Raw genomic sequence first — 15,650 nt, 5'->3', positions numbered from 1 at the left:
TTTTTATGTCTTTTTTGCTTATATTTGTTTAAATTAAAAATTTATTTATGTACGCTATTATACAAAAATTTCATTCCGGTTGGGCTTATATTGCACTGTTAGTCCTTGTTATTGCGGTTGTTAATGCCATATTAGGAATGGCTTCCAAAAAAGAATTCACAGCAAAAGATAGAAAAATTGCATTGTTTGGATTAATTGTAACACATATTCAATTGTTAATTGGTTTGGTTTTGTATTTTGTGTCTCCGCTTGGATTGGCATCTTTGGGCCAAATGTCGGATAAATCATTGCGTTTGACTTCGTTAGAGCATCCATTTGTTGTTATTATTGCAATCATTTTGATAACTATAGGATGGTCTAAACATAAAAAATTAACAACAGACGAATCAAAATTTAAAACCTTTTCAATATTTTACGGTTTAGGGTTAGTGCTTATTTTGAGCAGGCTCCCATGGTCCTTATGGTTTTAATCCATACTAAAAAGTCCTGAAAAGGACTTTTTTTTACCAATATTTTTTTTGCAGTTCAAAAGTTTCACCTAATAAACTATAAATGAAAAAAGTAATCACACTTTTAATTTTACTAGCTAATATTGGTTTTGTAAGTGGTCAAAGTTCAATTATAAACAGCAAAAAATTTTCAATTAAAAAAGATAGTGTAAAAAAAACAACTAAGGTTGTCGAAAAAGAATTTACACCTGCAACAGTTGTGCCAGCCCCGGATACAGCAGCTGTTGAAACAGGAAAGTTTGTCATTTTCAAAAAAAATGCGCACGCTTCCTATTACCATGATAAATTTAATGGTAGAAAAACAGCAAGCGGGAAACGATTTGACAACAGTAAATTATCCGCCGCTCACAGGAAATTTCCGTTTGGTACCAAACTCAGAATTACCAATGAAGAAAATGGAAAATCAGTAATAGTAGAAGTGATTGACCGTGGACCTTTTGCAAGAGGAAGAGAAATCGATTTAAGCAAAAAAGCATTTATGGATATTACTTCTAATAAAAATAGTGGTGCCGTAAATGTAAAAATTGAAGAATTGCAAAAGTGATTTTTTTCAAGTAATTAGCTTTTAACCTTTGAGGTAATTTCTATTTTGGATAAAAAATCGAACTTTTAGCTTTTTCAATAAGAATAGAGTCTAAGTTGTATTTTGCTTATTACTCTTTAGTGATCACTCTAACGCCCAATTCCTAAAAGGATTATTACTTAGGTACGCATTGTAATATCTTTTGTCGTTCGTCACTTCTTCGCCCAACCACACAGGTTTTTCATAAGATTCTGTTTCAGACTTTAGTTCAATTTCGGCCAAAATGAGTCCCTCATTTTCGCCATAAAACTCATCTATTTCAATAATGTGATTGCCAGATCTGACTTCAAATCGGGTTTTGTCAATTACACCAGATTCACACAAAAGCAATAATTTTTCAGCCTCTTCAACCGGAATCTCTTTTTCCCATTCAAAACGGGTTAGCCCTGATTCGTTGGAGATTCCTTTTATCGTCAAAAAGCCTTTATTTCCTTTTATACGCACACGAACTGTTCTTTCTGGAACCGAACTCAAATAACCTTGTTTTATTCTGTTTTGGGTAAAAGATTCCGCTTTGAAAGCATTAGATGTAACCAAAAATTTTCTTTCTATTTCTACCATTTTAATGTTTTTTGGTTAAAAGTGTTTTCTTCTTTTTTAAAGGAAAATAAAAAAGTAATTTGGCTAATCATACCAGTGTTTTTTGTCAAAGATATTCATTTATTTTTTTAACAGTTTCAGCGTTTCTTTTTTTTCACAACGTTTCTAAATTTGTTTCATGCCTGAATCATTTTCACATAGAAAAATAATTCACATCGACATGGATGCGTTCTATGCATCGGTGGAGCAAATGGACAATCCGGAATTGAGGGGAAAACCTATTGCGGTTGGTGGGGCAGAAAATCGTGGAGTCGTTTCGGCGGCAAGTTATGAAGCCAGGAAATTTGGTGTTCGTTCAGCTTTAAGTGGAGTTTTGGCCAAAAAAAACTGTCCCGAACTTATTTTTGTACGACCTCGTTTTGACCGATATAAAGAAATATCCAAAAAGATCCATAAAATATTCCGTGAATACACAGATTTGGTTGAACCTCTTTCGCTTGACGAAGCTTATCTGGATGTTACCAATAACAAAAAAGGGAATCCTAGTGCTACTTTATTGGCAAAAGAAATTAGGGAAAGAATATTCAATGAAGTTGGATTGACGGCTTCGGCGGGGATTTCGGTCAATAAGTTTGTAGCCAAAATTGCGAGCGATTATAATAAGCCAAACGGACAAAAAACGGTCAATCCAGATGAAGTTATTTCCTTTTTGGAACAGTTGCCCATTCAAAAATTCTATGGCGTTGGAAAAGTTACCACCGAGAAAATGTTTCAGCTCGGAATTTTTACGGGTTTGGATTTAAAAAATAAAACCTTAGAGTTTCTTGAAAAGCATTTTGGGAAGTCTGGTGGGTTTTATTATAATGTTGTCCGGGGAATTCACAACAGTGAGGTGAAATCAACGAGGATTGCAAAATCTGTAGCGGCCGAACATACTTTTGACACAAATCTTTCCTCGGAAATTTTTATGTTGGAAAAGCTCGAAAAAATCGCAGCAGAATTGGAACGCCGACTAAAAAAGCATCAGATTTCCGGCAAAACCATTACTCTCAAAATAAAATACAGCGATTTTACCCAGCAAACAAGAAGCAAAACAATGCCTTATTTTATTTCGGATAAATCACTGATTTTTGAGACCGTTAAGGAGCTTTTGTACCAAGAAAAAATGAAAGACTCCGTTCGACTCCTAGGAATATCTTTAAGTAATCTTAATACCGAAATCAAGAAAACGGTAGTTGTACAGCTCAAATTTGACTTCTGATTTTGTAGATTTCAATGCAATTGCAGCCAATTTTTGGATATACTAATCCCTGAAATCCATAAAATAAGAGTCAAACGGAGCTGGCTTTAATCCGATTATTGTGCCTTTAGCATTTGCTTATAATGGGTTCGATAATCGTTTCTATTAATGATTCTACGATAGGGGTTTGAGCTGTAATTGAGACACTTGCTTTCATAACATTATATTTTAAAGGTTGAAATTAATTAGGATTGATTTTATAGTTTTCAATAAATTTTATTGTTCTTTCCAGAATAGGTATCAAAAAAAGAATCCAATTCTGGAATTTCAGGATCAGCAGATATGTTTACTTTATGGACAATGGGTTCAATAGTTGGTTCTTCGATTATAAATTCAGTCGGTTTTGCATGGTTTAAGTGTTCTAAAACCATTTCTGGCATAAAGGCAAACATATTGATGTTATTTTCTGTGTTTGGTGTTTTTGCTTCCATTTTGATTTATTTTAAAAATTAAAGCGAAATTACTTAGTTGAATTATAGACTCTATTATTCTATGGTTAAGAAAAAATTGTGGACTATTAATTTTTTTGAAAAATATTAATCTGTTTTTTAATCTCAATTTTATTTTATTGGTAATCGAAAAACGTAAAGAACTATGATTAACAAGTTGTAATTTCAATAATCTTTGTTAAACGTTGATTGTTATTTTATTCGTTGTTTGAATACGTTAACAAATCTGAAAATTGCTTTCTTTTTTTTGTGTTTGAAGGGTTTGGTCGCAGCAGTTACGTGCGTCTTCGATAAAGAGGTCTTTATGACTTTGTGTAGGCATCAATGGTTTCATATTCATCGGTATTAAAAAATTAATTTTGGTTTTAATATGAGGGTTTTTGATGTTGTTTGAGACTAAATTATTAAATTATTTTCATTGAATTTGACTTTTGTATGGCTATTTGATAATTTATGTCAATTTCGTTTTTAGGTCTCTTTTTTTTAAAGTTCTAATTTTTTTTAGGGGAATTTTTTTTTGAATTCGTATTCAAAGAATTGCTTTTTCAGATCGTTTTAGTTTGAGATTGAGTGTTTTGTGGTTTGTAAATTTGAAGTAGAAGAATTTTTTTGATTGAAATAATTGTGATGGAATAAGTTTTTCAACCCAAAACCTGTGCAATTGAAAATAAACCAAGCTCAATATATATAATGTTGAAAAGAGATATTCCCCATAAGGATGCAGAATGTAGGGGGTGTATTACTTTAAATCCTAGGATTGATCCTTTTGAATCTCAAAATTGGTCATTTTTTTATTTTTTTACTCAAAAGTGCGCTTACTTCTGAATGTGCCTATTTCACTTGACTTTAGCGCAAAAAAAAAGACCTTACAAATGTAAAGTCTTTTTAATAAGCTCCCCAAAACATTGTTTTTTCGAACCGATTTAAGAATGATTTAGAGAAATTATATATGTTAAGTTTAGAATATCAAAACCCAAATTCAAATGCTAAAAGAATTATAAAAATGTAGCTTAGCTTTTTCTCTACTTTTGGTTTGCATATAGAGTCAATTAATCAGTATACATCGCTCGTTAAATGATCAAAATTTAGGTTCCTACTTGTCCTTTATTTTTAATATAGTCACTAGGGGTAATCCCATATGTTTTTTTGAATTCACGACCAAAGTATTTGGCATCACTAAATCCAACTTGTGAGGCAACCAAATAAATTGAGGTTTCTCCTTTTTGGAATAGCGCTACAGCACGCTTTAAGCGTTGAGTCTTAATAAATTCGTTTAAGGACAGGTTTGTAAGAGCATTAAATTTATTGTATAAACTCGTTTTACTCATACTAATTTCTGTAGTAATAAAGTTGAGATCTAAACTGGTATTGGAAATATTGTCTTCAATAATTTGTTGCAGTTTTTGTAGGAATATCTCTTCCTGAGACGATTCGGCAGTTGTAATAATCGGTAATTCTAGCAGTTGTTCGCTATATTTTTTTTGCAATGCCGCTTTTAAGGCTAAGAGATTGCGAATATTAAGTTGTAGAATTTGATCATTGAAAGGTTTGGTAATATAGGCATCTGCACCGTGTTGTAAACCGTGTATTTGATGAATTGGAGCCGATTTGGCTGTTAACAGAATTACAGGAATATGTGAAGTTCGTATATCGGTTTTGAGTTTTTTGCAAAGTTCCAATCCATCCATAACAGGCATCATAACATCGCTAATAATAAGATCCGGGAGGGTTTGAATGGCATTTTCCCAGCCTTCTAGTCCGTTTTCTTTTTCATAAATATGGTATTGGCCTTCTAAAGATTGTTTGATAAATTCCCTTATGTCATCGTTATCCTCAACAATTAAAATTGTTGCACTTTTACTTTTATCTTCCATAATTGGGGTATCAACAAAGTCTTCCGTCGAATAATCATCAACTTCTTTGTAAATACTGTTCTGAACTGCAGGTACAAGAGCAATATCACTCTCAGTTATATGATTTTTGCCCAGTTGTAATGTTACCGTAAAAGTAGTTTCTCCTATTTCTGTCGGCGTAGTCGGTTTGCTGGTCACCGTTATTTTTCCTTTATGGAGTTCAACAAGGCTTTTTGATAGTGCCAAACCAATACCTGTCCCTATATTTTGCCCAGCCTGATAAAAGTTTTTGAAAACATCATCAATATTGTCAACGGCAATACCTTTGCCGTTATCTGTTACTGTAATTTCCACATGTTGATTTTTTAAGACAATGCCCAAAGTTATACAGCCGCCATTTTGTGTAAACTTGAAAGCATTTGACAACAAATTAAAAAATACTTTTTCTATTTGGTCTTTATCAAAATAAACCAAAATAGAATCATGACTATTTTTAAAATTGTACTGAATGTTTTTTGCCTCGGCAAGTGTTTGAAAATTTTCAAAAATTTCTTTTAAAGGACTTACGATATCTTCTTCAAAAAAATAAAGGCGCATATTACCAGAATCTGCTTTCCTGAAATCTAATAGTTCGTTTACCAATCGATACAAGCGTTCGGTATTGTTTTTAATAGTAAGAGCATATTTATGAGCTTGTGTGTTTTTAGGCGTTAATTGCTCCAATTTTTCGATAGGACCTAAAACAAGCGTTAATGGTGTCCTGATTTCATGTGATATATTAGTAAAGAAATCCAACTTCATTTTTTCAAAATGAAGTTCTTGTTTAAGGTCTGCTCTAGCTTTTAAAAACTTTAAGATGTAATAAGTTATTGTAAAAGCTACAACAAAATAGATAAGATACGCCCACCATGTTTTCCATAGAGGAGGAAGTATCACAATCTCAATTTTTTTGATATTCTTACTCCAAATATTGTCATTATTGGCCGCTTTGACTAAAAACTGATAATGTCCTGCTGGTAAATTGGTATAGTTTGCCGATGGAATTTCTACATAATTCCAGTTTTTCTCAAAACCATCAAGCTTGTAAGCATATTTGTTTTTATTGGATTTAATAAAATTTAACGCCGAAAACTCAATTGTAAAATTGTTTTGGTCGTGATTAAAAGTCAAGGTATTGCTAAAATTGATATCCTGTTTTAAAATACCGCTCTCATCGTTTATTTTAACAGAGACGTTAAACAATTTGAGATTAGATAGAACAACATCTGGTGGCACTGTATTTTTCTGAATTCTTTCAGGAATAAAGCTTACTAAGCCACTGTATGTCCCAAAAAAAAGCATTCCCTGATGGTCCTTTAAAACAGATTTAGTATTGAATTGATTATCTGGCAGACCATCAAGTATGTTGAAACTTCGAAAAGTATTTAAAAGGGGGGTATATTTAACCAAACCGTTATCTGTGCTTATCCACAAGTTGCTGTCTTTGTCTTCTGTAATGGCTAATATATTGTCACTGGGTAACCCATTGGTAGTATTAAAAATTTTAAAGCTATTATTTTTTAGATTCAACAATGCCAATCCGTTATGGTAGGTTCCTACCCACATATTACCTTGACTATCTTGATGAAAGCAGTTGATGTTGTATTTGAATGGATTGTTTAGGCTGTCTTTAAAAGTTTTATACTCAATTCTTGAATTTTGATAATGATGGATTCCATTTGGAGTTCCTATCCAAATAATGCCTTTTTTATCTTCAAATAGTGCATTTATAGACTTATCAATGTATGTTTTTCCCTTGGGTGAAATAAAACTAAATTTTTGACGATTAATATCATAAATGTTTAATCCTATATCTGTTCCAATAAACAAGATATTATGTTTATTGATAATTAAAGTGTTAATATCATCGGAAGCAATGCTACCGCTATTGTTGATATTTCGTCTGAAAGTTGTAAACTTCGATGTTTTGGTATCAAATAAATTTAATCCTCCAAAATCACCTGTACCAATCCATAAATTTTGGTTTTTATCAATGACAATGGCCTTAACCAGATTAGAACTTAAACTGTTTTTATCGGTAAGGCTATTTTTATAACTGATAAACTGTTGGGAACTCCTATTATAATAATTTAAACCGCCGGCTTCTGTTCCAATCCATAAATTGTGGTTGCCGTCTTCAACCATTGCGCTGATTATATTGCTGCTGATACTGTTTTTGCCAATACTGTTTTGATAAATAGTGAAGGGTGTATTTACGGAGTAGACAACATTAATACCTCCAAAAAAAGTAGCAATCCAAACAGAGCCATTTTTATCCTGGAAAATGTCATAAATAGAATTTTGGCTTAAACTGTTTGGGTTTGTTGGATCGTGCTGGTAATTGACAAACGTTTGAGTGTAGGGATTTAAAATAGATAACCCATCTTGGGTACCAATCCAAAGTGAACCATTTTTATTACATAAAATTTTACGGACACTATTGTTTATTAATGAGTTTTTATCATTGTTGTTTTTTACAAAATGAGTAACCTTCATTGTTTTTTTGTCAAAAAGATAGAGACCGTTTTTTTTTGTCCCGATCCAGTATTTTAAATTTTGGTCTTGAACAATGGTGTTAATTCGATCGATATTTTCACTGTTTTTAAATAAGGAACTTAAATGTCTTTTTATAACCAGTTTTTTGTTGGTAAAAAATAGTTCAAATAATCCCTCAGAAGCTCCCACCCAAATGTGCTGTTCATTATCTTCATAGAGTTCTGTAACGTTTATATCTCCTTTTGCAATTTTGATTGTGACAATTTTATTGCTGTTGGCAGTTTTAAGTTTTAATTGGGTTTTTGTGCCAATCCAGAAATTGTCCTTTGTGTCTTGCAGTATTTCATTAACCCCTTCTTTTTGAGGAATAATGTTTTCAAAAGAATTGTCATTCGAATGATACAAATCTACCCCATTAATTTGTATCAACATTTTTCTATTTTTAATTACTAAGATCCTCCCTATTATACTATTTGAAGATATGCTTGTTTTGTCTTTAGGGTCATTTTTAAAAACTTTAAAGGAATGCCCGTCATAACGATTTAAACCATATTTGGTTCCAAACCACATGAAACCAGTGGAGTCTTGATTGATACACATAACCGTGTTATTCGATAGTCCGTTAGTGACGTCCAAATGATTAAATGACAATGAATTTTTTTGGGCAAAGACATCAGTGTCTAAAAAAAATAAACTCCAAAAGAAAATACACAAAAAGAAAAATTTGGAATTGTAATTTTTAAAGTTCATAGAAAATTTTTAAGGTTTATATAATTAGCAACATGCGATGTTATTTGAATATTCAAATTTTAGGACTAAGAAGATAAAACAGTCCTGAAAAAAATGTCTAGAAGACATATTGTATGATAATCATAAATATATGTCAAAAATAATATAAAATTTAAAAGCCCAATCTGTTGGTTAAGCAATTTATTCCTTAGCCTTATTAAATCGTTATTTATTTAATCAGAAATCTTTTTTAAAAAAATAAAAATGATAGGCAATTATAAAGAATACTTCGAAGGAAGACTATTAAAATAATATTATAAAGTCTGTTAATAAAGGGGGTTGGAATATTCTGGTCCAAAATTGGAAAAATTTCCGCCCAGAAAAATCTATTCCACTGTAAATTTGGAACCTTAATTTTTTATGAAAACGTTTTCGTTGTCTAAAAAATGCTTAAAACATATTTAGTTTGAAACCATATGAAACCAGAGGAGTCTTGGGTGATGGGCATAAGAGTGTTATTTGATAGTCCACTAGTGACATTTAAATGATTAAATAATAATGATTTATTTTGGGCAAAGACACCAGTGTCTAAAAAATAAACTCCAAAAGAAAATACTCAAAAAAAGAAATCTCGGACAGTGATTCTTAAAAATGATAAACGATAATAAAAAAACACACTTTAAAAAAAGACTGTTAAAAATAAAACGATGCATTAATAAAAAGGAGGAATTTATTCTATAAAGGGAGAAATTTAACCTTTTGATAAGATACTCCAAAGTACATTTGAAATTATATTTTTTATGAAAACGTTTTCGTGTTGAATAAATTATTAATAACATAAAAAAGGATGCTTATAAAAATATCTTTTTCAAAAAAAAGGTTTCGTGAATTAGAAAAAAACAAATAATAAAAATGAACCAAAAATTAATTTATGTAAAAACAACCAACTATTTTCCAAAAACAGATTTAAAGAATTAACTAAAGAACTAAAAAAAATAATTATGAAAAATTTGAATTTAAAACACCAGCCTTTTACTAAGGTTTTCAGACATTTTCTTGTCGGTGTTTTTATAATGATGGTATCCGTATTTGCGCAAGCGCAAAATAAAACAGTTAGCGGACAAGTGTATGATCAAAATAAAGTAGGACTCTATGGGGTTACTGTTACCGTAAAAGGAACAAAAACAGCAACGAGTACTGATTTTGATGGAAAATTTAAAATTTCGGCGTCACCAAGCGATCAATTGGTTTTCTCTTATATTGGTTTTGAAACCAGAACCTTAACCGTTGGGAGCTCATCAACGATGAATATATCTCTAACAGAAGCCAACTCAAAATTAAATGAAGTTATTGTCGTTGGATACGGTACAAAGAAGAAATCCAATTTAACAGGTTCAGTTTCTACAGTAAGTGCAAAGGCAATAGAAAACCGTCCGGTTGCCAATTTAGCCACTGCCTTGCAAGGACAAGTGCCAGGAATGAACGTAACACGTACAAGTGGGCAACCAGGAAAAGAAAGTATAGGTATTCAAATACGTGGGGCAACTTCAGCTAATGGGGCTATAAATCCACTATTGGTTGTTGATGGAGTTCCTACTGATATGTTTATGTTGCAAACAATCAATCCAAATGATGTAGAAAGCATGAGTGTTTTGAAAGATGCTGCAGCAGCATCTATTTATGGAGCTCAAGCTGCGGGAGGAGTTATATTAGTGACTACTAAGAAAGGGAAAGAGGGTAAGACTATTTTTGAGGCTTCCTCAAATTTGGGTATTGAAAAACCAATGTTTATTCCAAAAAGGCTGAGTTTGTTGGATGAAGCTAACTATTCCAATTTGGGAAGAGTAAATGCTGGGCAGCCGCTTGAATATCAGCCTTATGAAATAGATAATATTAAAAACGGAGTTTATACCTACTTTCAACCAGGTGGTACTACCTTTCTTTATCTTAATCAACGTGATTTTACCAAAGATATATTGAGTGAACAATCCATAATACAAACGTATAATGTAAGTGCGCGTGGAGGTACTGAGAAAATGAATTATTTGTTTTCCGTAGGGTATTTGGATCAAGACGGGTATTTAAAAGTGGGTCCGGATCATTTTAAGCGTCTTAATATGCGTATGAATGTGGGAACAGAATTAAATAAATACATTTATTTGGATTCAAAAGTGACCTATACTAATTATGTTACTAATGCTCCATCTGGAGGAAATGCACCAATAGGGGCTATTTATAAAGCCAGATTAAGAAATCCAATTTTTAATCAAGCAGGTAGTGTAGAAGGGGGATCGGATATTGGAGGAATATATGGGAATTTATTGTACGGAGGATATAATAATAGAATTGTTGACGATATCAATTCGACATTTCAAGCAACAATAAAAGATTTAGCAAAAGGATTGAAATTTAGATTAATTTATGGCCATCAAATACGGTCTGATGATACTGAAGATTTTAAAAGAGGTTTTACTTTGCCAAATAGGAATAATATTGCGCAATCCGTTTTTAATAATCCTAATTCATACAACTTGAACCAAGGAGTACAGAAAACAAATAACTTTCAATTCTTGACAAATTATGATGTTACCATTGCAGAAGATCATAAGTTTGCATTTCTTGCAGGTTACCAATGGGATGATTATAGAGCTTCTGCTCTTTCTGCTGGTGCAACTAATTTGGCGAGCAATGAAATTCCTTCTTTAAATTTAGGTGATACTACAACGAGAACAAATAATCAAACTATTTTTACATTCGCAAATCAATCTCTTTTTGGTAGTTTAGATTACAGCTATAAGGACAAATATCTTTTAGGATTTACTATCAGATCAGATGAAAGTTCGCGTTTGGCACCGCAATCACGTACAAAAACATTCCCGGCTGTTTCAGCGGGTTGGAACATGCATAAGGAAGAATGGTTTTCAAAAAATTTACCTTTTATTTCAGAATTTAGACCTAGATTTTCATGGGGTCAGTTAGGGAATTCTTTAGGAATTGGTTATTATGATTATTTGAGTATGCTTGGTAATGGATCTGCTTTGGTTTTAGGAAATCCTGAAACAAAAACAAGTTACTTCTTTCAAAATTCAGTAGCATCTTCAAATTTATCTTGGGAAACAGTTGAAGAATACAATTATGCTTTAGATTTTGGTTTTTTCCAAAACAAATTGACAGGTAAGTTTGATTATTACACCAAAAAAAATAAAAATATGTTGACTCCATTAACCTTACCGGCTACTTTTGGTGTGGGATCTCCAAAAATTAATAACGGCGTATTGGAATCTTGGGGTTGGGAATTTGAAATGAATTTTAGAGATAAAATTGGTGATGATTTTAACTATAGTATTGGGTTTAATTTATCTAATAATGAGAATAAATTGAAGTCATACACAGGTAAAACTGTGGTGGGAATTGGAACAAATACATTGATTGAAGGAGAACCATTAAATACAATATGGGGATATAAAACACAACCTGGTTTCATCAATAATCAGGCAGAACTAGATGCAGTAAAAGCAACAGCTTTCTATTCAGCTAATACCGGAATTGGGGACGTAGCTTACATCGATCAAAATGGGGATGGGAAAGTTAATGCAGGAGCAGGATCTGTAAAGGATCATGGAGATTTAGTAAAATTAGGTACGGATCAGCAACAGTATTTATTTGGAGTTAATGGTAGTGCCAATTGGAAAAATCTTGATTTTAGTTTCTTTATTCAAGGTGTTGGTAAAAGAGCTTTTATGCCTAGCACTAATCTTCTAGAACCATTTGCTGCTTCCTTTCTTCCGCCAACATCCATTCACATGGACTATTGGACGCCAGACCATCATGATGCTGCCTTTCCAAGACCTTATTATATCAACGCTGTAAACCAAAATTTTGCTACTTCAGACAAATGGATTATGGATGGAGCCTATGCAAGACTTAAAAATATTCAATTGGGTTATTCTTTGCCAAACAGTGCGTTAAAACAAGGATTCTTTACTAGAGTGCGATTCTATGTTTCGGCTGAGAATGTAGCTACTGTTTCTAAATTAGGTATTTGGAAAGCGACATTAGATCCAGAACAACCTAATGGTGCTTATGATCAATACCCATTATTAGGGACTACTTCATTAGGAGTTAATCTTACATTTTAATTTACAAACTTGATATTATGAAAACTAAAAATAAAACCCTGTTTGCTGTATTGTTTTTGATAACAGCCATGATTTCGTGTGATACGGATCGACTTCCTGAAACAGCCATTGCGGATGCTAGCTATTGGAAGAGTGAGAGTGATTTAAAAATGGCTGCAAATTACTTATATACTTCTTTGCCAAATGTTTCTATTAGTGCTGATCTTATGTCTGATGATTCTTTTGGAACAGCTTCAAATTCAATTAGTGATGGATCGCGAAATGTTCCTGCAACAGATGGTAATTATAATAACAATTATGGCTTTATAAGAGCCGCTAATAAACTGATAGAAAATGCACCTAAAGTACTAGCGAATGGTGTAGCTGCAACTAATGTAAATTGGTATGTTGGAGAAGCTAAGTATTTTAGAGCAAGGGCTTATTATAATTTATTACAACGTTATGGTGGTGTTCCATTAATACTAAAAGTATTAGACGAAAATTCTCCAGAGTTGCAGGCTCCACAAAACACAAGAGACGAAGTTGTTAATGCTATATATGCTGATTTAGACGATGCTGTTTCAAAATTGAGGACTGCCTCAGTTTTGAGTTCAACAACATATGCAAGTTATGGTAGAATTTCACAAACAGCAGCCTTGTCTTTGAAAGCCGAAGTGGCACTTTTTGAAGGAACACGTTCCAAGTTTCATGGATATGGCGACCCTATTAAGCACTTGACAATTGCAAGAAATGCTGCAAAAGCAGTTATGGACTCAAAAGAACACAGTTTATTCAATACTGCTTCAGGGGGTAATACTGCTTATTTCAATTTATTGCAATATGCAGGTGAAGGAAGTGGTAATAAAGAAAATATATTGGTTAATCAATATGGGAAAAGTGTTGCCGATGTTGTGGTATCGCACAATACTATAGCGGAGATTGATAATGGTCGTTATGGTCAAACGCAATCTTTGGTAGATGCTTATTTGATGAAAGACGGTTTGCCTTATACTAAATCGCCATTGTATGTAGCACCTAATGCTACAACTACTAAGGCGAAAGATCTTTATACCAATAGAGATCCAAGGATGAGTGATCGATTTTTTAAAACAGGAGATCCTTATAATATTGGTGTAGCTTTTTCAGTACCTAATAGTTTTATGGTATCAAAGTATGCGTATAGAGGATATTTCAATGACGTAGATAGGGCTGCTGGAAGGTCATTTATTGATTATCCAATTACTAGATATGCTGAAATATTGTTAATTTATGCAGAAGCTAGTTTTGAATTGAACGGAACGATTAGCGATGCAGATTTAGATCTTTCTATTAATTTATTAAGAGCAAGAGCTGCTATGCCAAAATTAACAAACGCTTTTGTGACAGCTAACGGTTTGGATATGAGAACAGAGATCAGAAGAGAACGTAGAGTTGAACTTTCTCTGGAAGGTTTCCGTTATTGGGATTTAATTAGATGGAAAACAGCTGAAATAGAATTGCCAAAGACAGTTTTGGGAAGTTACTGGTATGCTGAATTTGGAAAAGCTCCAGCAACATTGGATAGTAATAGCTATATAATATTGCAAGCCAATACTAAAAGAAAATTTGATCCTGCTAGAGATTATTTATGGCCTTTTCCAACTAATGAATTAGGTCTAAATCCTAACTTAAAACAGAACCCTAACTGGTAATTTAAGTAAAATAATAAAAGAGTTGGCTAAAATACATATCCATTTTACCAACTCTTTTATCTTATAGAAAAATAATGAAAAGAGTTAAGTACTACTTAGTACTATTATCTTTGAGCGGCTTATCTGTTTTTGCCCAAAAAGATAATAGCAAGGATCATTTTGCGATGCAAAAACTGATTCATGACAATTTCGCATTTGCCGAAAAGCAATATCAGTATTTGGAAAAAGCAACTCCACAAGATTCGATGCCCAAAACATTTGAACACAACAAAAATGTTAGTTCCAATGTCTGGTGGTGGTGTAGTGGTTTTTATCCCGGAACACTTTTGTATATTTATGAATATACCAAAAAGCCATTAATACTGGATGAAGCCAAAAAAAGACTGGCGATATTAGACACGGTAAAATATTACACCAAAAACCATGATTTGGGTTTTATGATGTATTGCAGTTTTGGGAACGCTTATCGATTAACGAAAAACGAAGAATACAAAAAAGTGATTCTGCAATCGTCTAAATCTTTGGCAACAAGATACCGTCCTGATGCCAAGGTGATTCAGTCATGGGAGGTTACTGAAGGTGCTTTGAAACAAAAAGGTTTTGCTGGTCCGGTTATCATTGACAATATGATGAATCTGGAGATGCTGGAATGGGCAAGTCATAACAGTAATGATCCAACTTTTGCAGATATAGCCGAAAATCATGCCAATACAACGATCAAAAATCATTTCAGACCGGATTACAGTAGTTATCACGTGTTGGATTATGATTTGAAAACTGGGCAAGTTCTTAAAAAAGTTACGGCTCAGGGCTATGCAGATTCCAGCGCATGGAGCAGGGGACAGGGATGGGCTTTGTATGGTTACACGATGATGTATCGTTTTACCAAAAATCCTGCTTATTTAAAACAAGCGCAAGGAATTGCAAAATTTATTTTGAACAACCCTAATTTACCGGCGGATAAGGTTCCGTATTGGGATTTTGATGCTCCGAATATTCCGAATGCTTTGCGTGATGCGTCGGCTGGGGCACTTTATGCCTCTGCATTGTTGGAACTGGGTCAATACACTTCAGGGAAAGAGAAACAGAATTATGTTGATGTTGCCAAAACCATTTTGAAGTCATTATCAACACCAAAATACAGAGCAAAATTGGGTTCAAATGGAGGTTATTTGTTAATGCATAGCGTAGGTTCTATTCCTCATAACGGAGAAATCGATGTACCGCTTACTTATGCCGACTATTATTTCCTCGAAGCATTATTGCGTTATAAAAAATGGTATTTATAATCTCTTTGGAGATTATGATTTCAACACGTAGCACACAGTTTTCGGTTAATCAGC

The 15,650-nt window shown here is 32.9% G+C and carries 9 protein-coding genes and 1 pseudogene; 6 read left to right on the top strand and 4 right to left on the bottom strand.

What is annotated here, in order from left to right; translation table 11 throughout:
- The first annotated feature begins 47 nt into the window (after positions 1 to 47).
- Together EM308_RS03230 and EM308_RS03225 are read left to right on the top strand one after the other, a co-directional pair.
- Positions 48 to 470 (top strand): hypothetical protein, encoded by a 423-nt coding sequence (locus EM308_RS03230; protein WP_035639298.1) that lies wholly within the window; start codon positions 48 to 50, stop codon positions 468 to 470.
- A gap of 82 nt (positions 471 to 552) precedes the next feature.
- The gene (locus EM308_RS03225; protein WP_035639301.1) at positions 553 to 1,053 is read left to right on the top strand and encodes a septal ring lytic transglycosylase RlpA family protein; all 501 of its coding nucleotides are present in this window, start codon (positions 553 to 555) and stop codon (positions 1,051 to 1,053) included.
- Between the two features lie 123 nt (positions 1,054 to 1,176).
- On the opposite strand, the gene EM308_RS03220 is transcribed toward EM308_RS03225, so the two are convergent.
- Complete coding sequence (locus tag EM308_RS03220) at positions 1,177 to 1,653, bottom strand: CYTH domain-containing protein (RefSeq protein ID WP_035639303.1); 477 nt, start codon at positions 1,651 to 1,653, stop codon at positions 1,177 to 1,179.
- 157 nt (positions 1,654 to 1,810) lie between these two features.
- Between EM308_RS03220 and dinB the strand changes: the two genes are divergently transcribed.
- Positions 1,811 to 2,893: a DNA polymerase IV gene (dinB, locus tag EM308_RS03215; protein ID WP_035639305.1), complete on the top strand. Its 1,083-nt coding sequence runs from the start codon at positions 1,811 to 1,813 to the stop codon at positions 2,891 to 2,893.
- Between the two features lie 245 nt (positions 2,894 to 3,138).
- Here the strand turns inward: dinB and EM308_RS03210 are convergent, their stop codons facing one another.
- From EM308_RS03210 to EM308_RS18380, 3 genes and pseudogenes are all read right to left on the bottom strand, one after another.
- Positions 3,139 to 3,363 (bottom strand): hypothetical protein, encoded by a 225-nt coding sequence (locus tag EM308_RS03210; RefSeq protein WP_035639307.1) that lies wholly within the window; start codon positions 3,361 to 3,363, stop codon positions 3,139 to 3,141.
- Positions 3,364 to 4,466: 1,103 nt separating this feature from the next.
- Complete coding sequence (locus EM308_RS03205) at positions 4,467 to 8,201, bottom strand: hybrid sensor histidine kinase/response regulator transcription factor (RefSeq protein WP_231560032.1); 3,735 nt, start codon at positions 8,199 to 8,201, stop codon at positions 4,467 to 4,469.
- Between the two features lie 126 nt (positions 8,202 to 8,327).
- Positions 8,328 to 8,519 (bottom strand): annotated as a pseudogene (locus tag EM308_RS18380) (two-component regulator propeller domain-containing protein); the annotation flags it as partial.
- A gap of 980 nt (positions 8,520 to 9,499) precedes the next feature.
- Here EM308_RS18380 and EM308_RS03200 point away from each other — a divergent pair.
- The 3 genes from EM308_RS03200 to EM308_RS03190 all read left to right on the top strand — a co-directional run bounded on the left by EM308_RS03200 (position 9,500) and on the right by EM308_RS03190 (position 15,596).
- Positions 9,500 to 12,637 carry a SusC/RagA family TonB-linked outer membrane protein gene (locus EM308_RS03200; RefSeq protein WP_035639310.1) on the top strand — a complete coding sequence of 1,046 codons (3,138 nt, stop codon included), beginning with the start codon at positions 9,500 to 9,502 and terminating at the stop codon, positions 12,635 to 12,637.
- Positions 12,638 to 12,654: 17 nt separating this feature from the next.
- Entirely contained in the window at positions 12,655 to 14,307 is a 1,653-nt protein-coding gene (locus EM308_RS03195; protein WP_035639312.1) for a RagB/SusD family nutrient uptake outer membrane protein, read from the top strand.
- Between the two features lie 74 nt (positions 14,308 to 14,381).
- On the top strand, positions 14,382 to 15,596 hold the full coding sequence (locus EM308_RS03190; RefSeq protein WP_035639314.1) for a glycoside hydrolase family 88 protein: 1,215 nt from the start codon (positions 14,382 to 14,384) through the stop codon (positions 15,594 to 15,596).
- Positions 15,597 to 15,650 lie beyond the last annotated feature (54 nt).

The organism is Flavobacterium gilvum (genome assembly GCF_001761465.1).
Taxonomy (GTDB): domain Bacteria; phylum Bacteroidota; class Bacteroidia; order Flavobacteriales; family Flavobacteriaceae; genus Flavobacterium; species Flavobacterium gilvum.
The sequence above is the reverse complement of the archived record's forward strand: the minus strand, read 5'-3'. Positions and strand labels throughout refer to the sequence as shown.

What these genes read in the sequence shown, in the direction of transcription:
- EM308_RS03230 (WP_035639298.1), top strand. Translation starts at nt 48, where the DNA reads ATGTACGCTATTATACAAAAATTTCATTCCGGTTGGGCTTATATTGCA.
- EM308_RS03225 (WP_035639301.1), top strand. Translation starts at nt 553, where the DNA reads ATGAAAAAAGTAATCACACTTTTAATTTTACTAGCTAATATTGGTTTT.
- EM308_RS03220 (WP_035639303.1), bottom strand. Translation starts at nt 1,653, where the DNA reads ATGGTAGAAATAGAAAGAAAATTTTTGGTTACATCTAATGCTTTCAAA.
- dinB (WP_035639305.1), top strand. Translation starts at nt 1,811, where the DNA reads ATGCCTGAATCATTTTCACATAGAAAAATAATTCACATCGACATGGAT.
- EM308_RS03210 (WP_035639307.1), bottom strand. Translation starts at nt 3,363, where the DNA reads ATGGAAGCAAAAACACCAAACACAGAAAATAACATCAATATGTTTGCC.
- EM308_RS03205 (WP_231560032.1), bottom strand. Translation starts at nt 8,201, where the DNA reads ATGTTGATACAAATTAATGGGGTAGATTTGTATCATTCGAATGACAAT.
- EM308_RS03200 (WP_035639310.1), top strand. Translation starts at nt 9,500, where the DNA reads ATGAAAAATTTGAATTTAAAACACCAGCCTTTTACTAAGGTTTTCAGA.
- EM308_RS03195 (WP_035639312.1), top strand. Translation starts at nt 12,655, where the DNA reads ATGAAAACTAAAAATAAAACCCTGTTTGCTGTATTGTTTTTGATAACA.
- EM308_RS03190 (WP_035639314.1), top strand. Translation starts at nt 14,382, where the DNA reads ATGAAAAGAGTTAAGTACTACTTAGTACTATTATCTTTGAGCGGCTTA.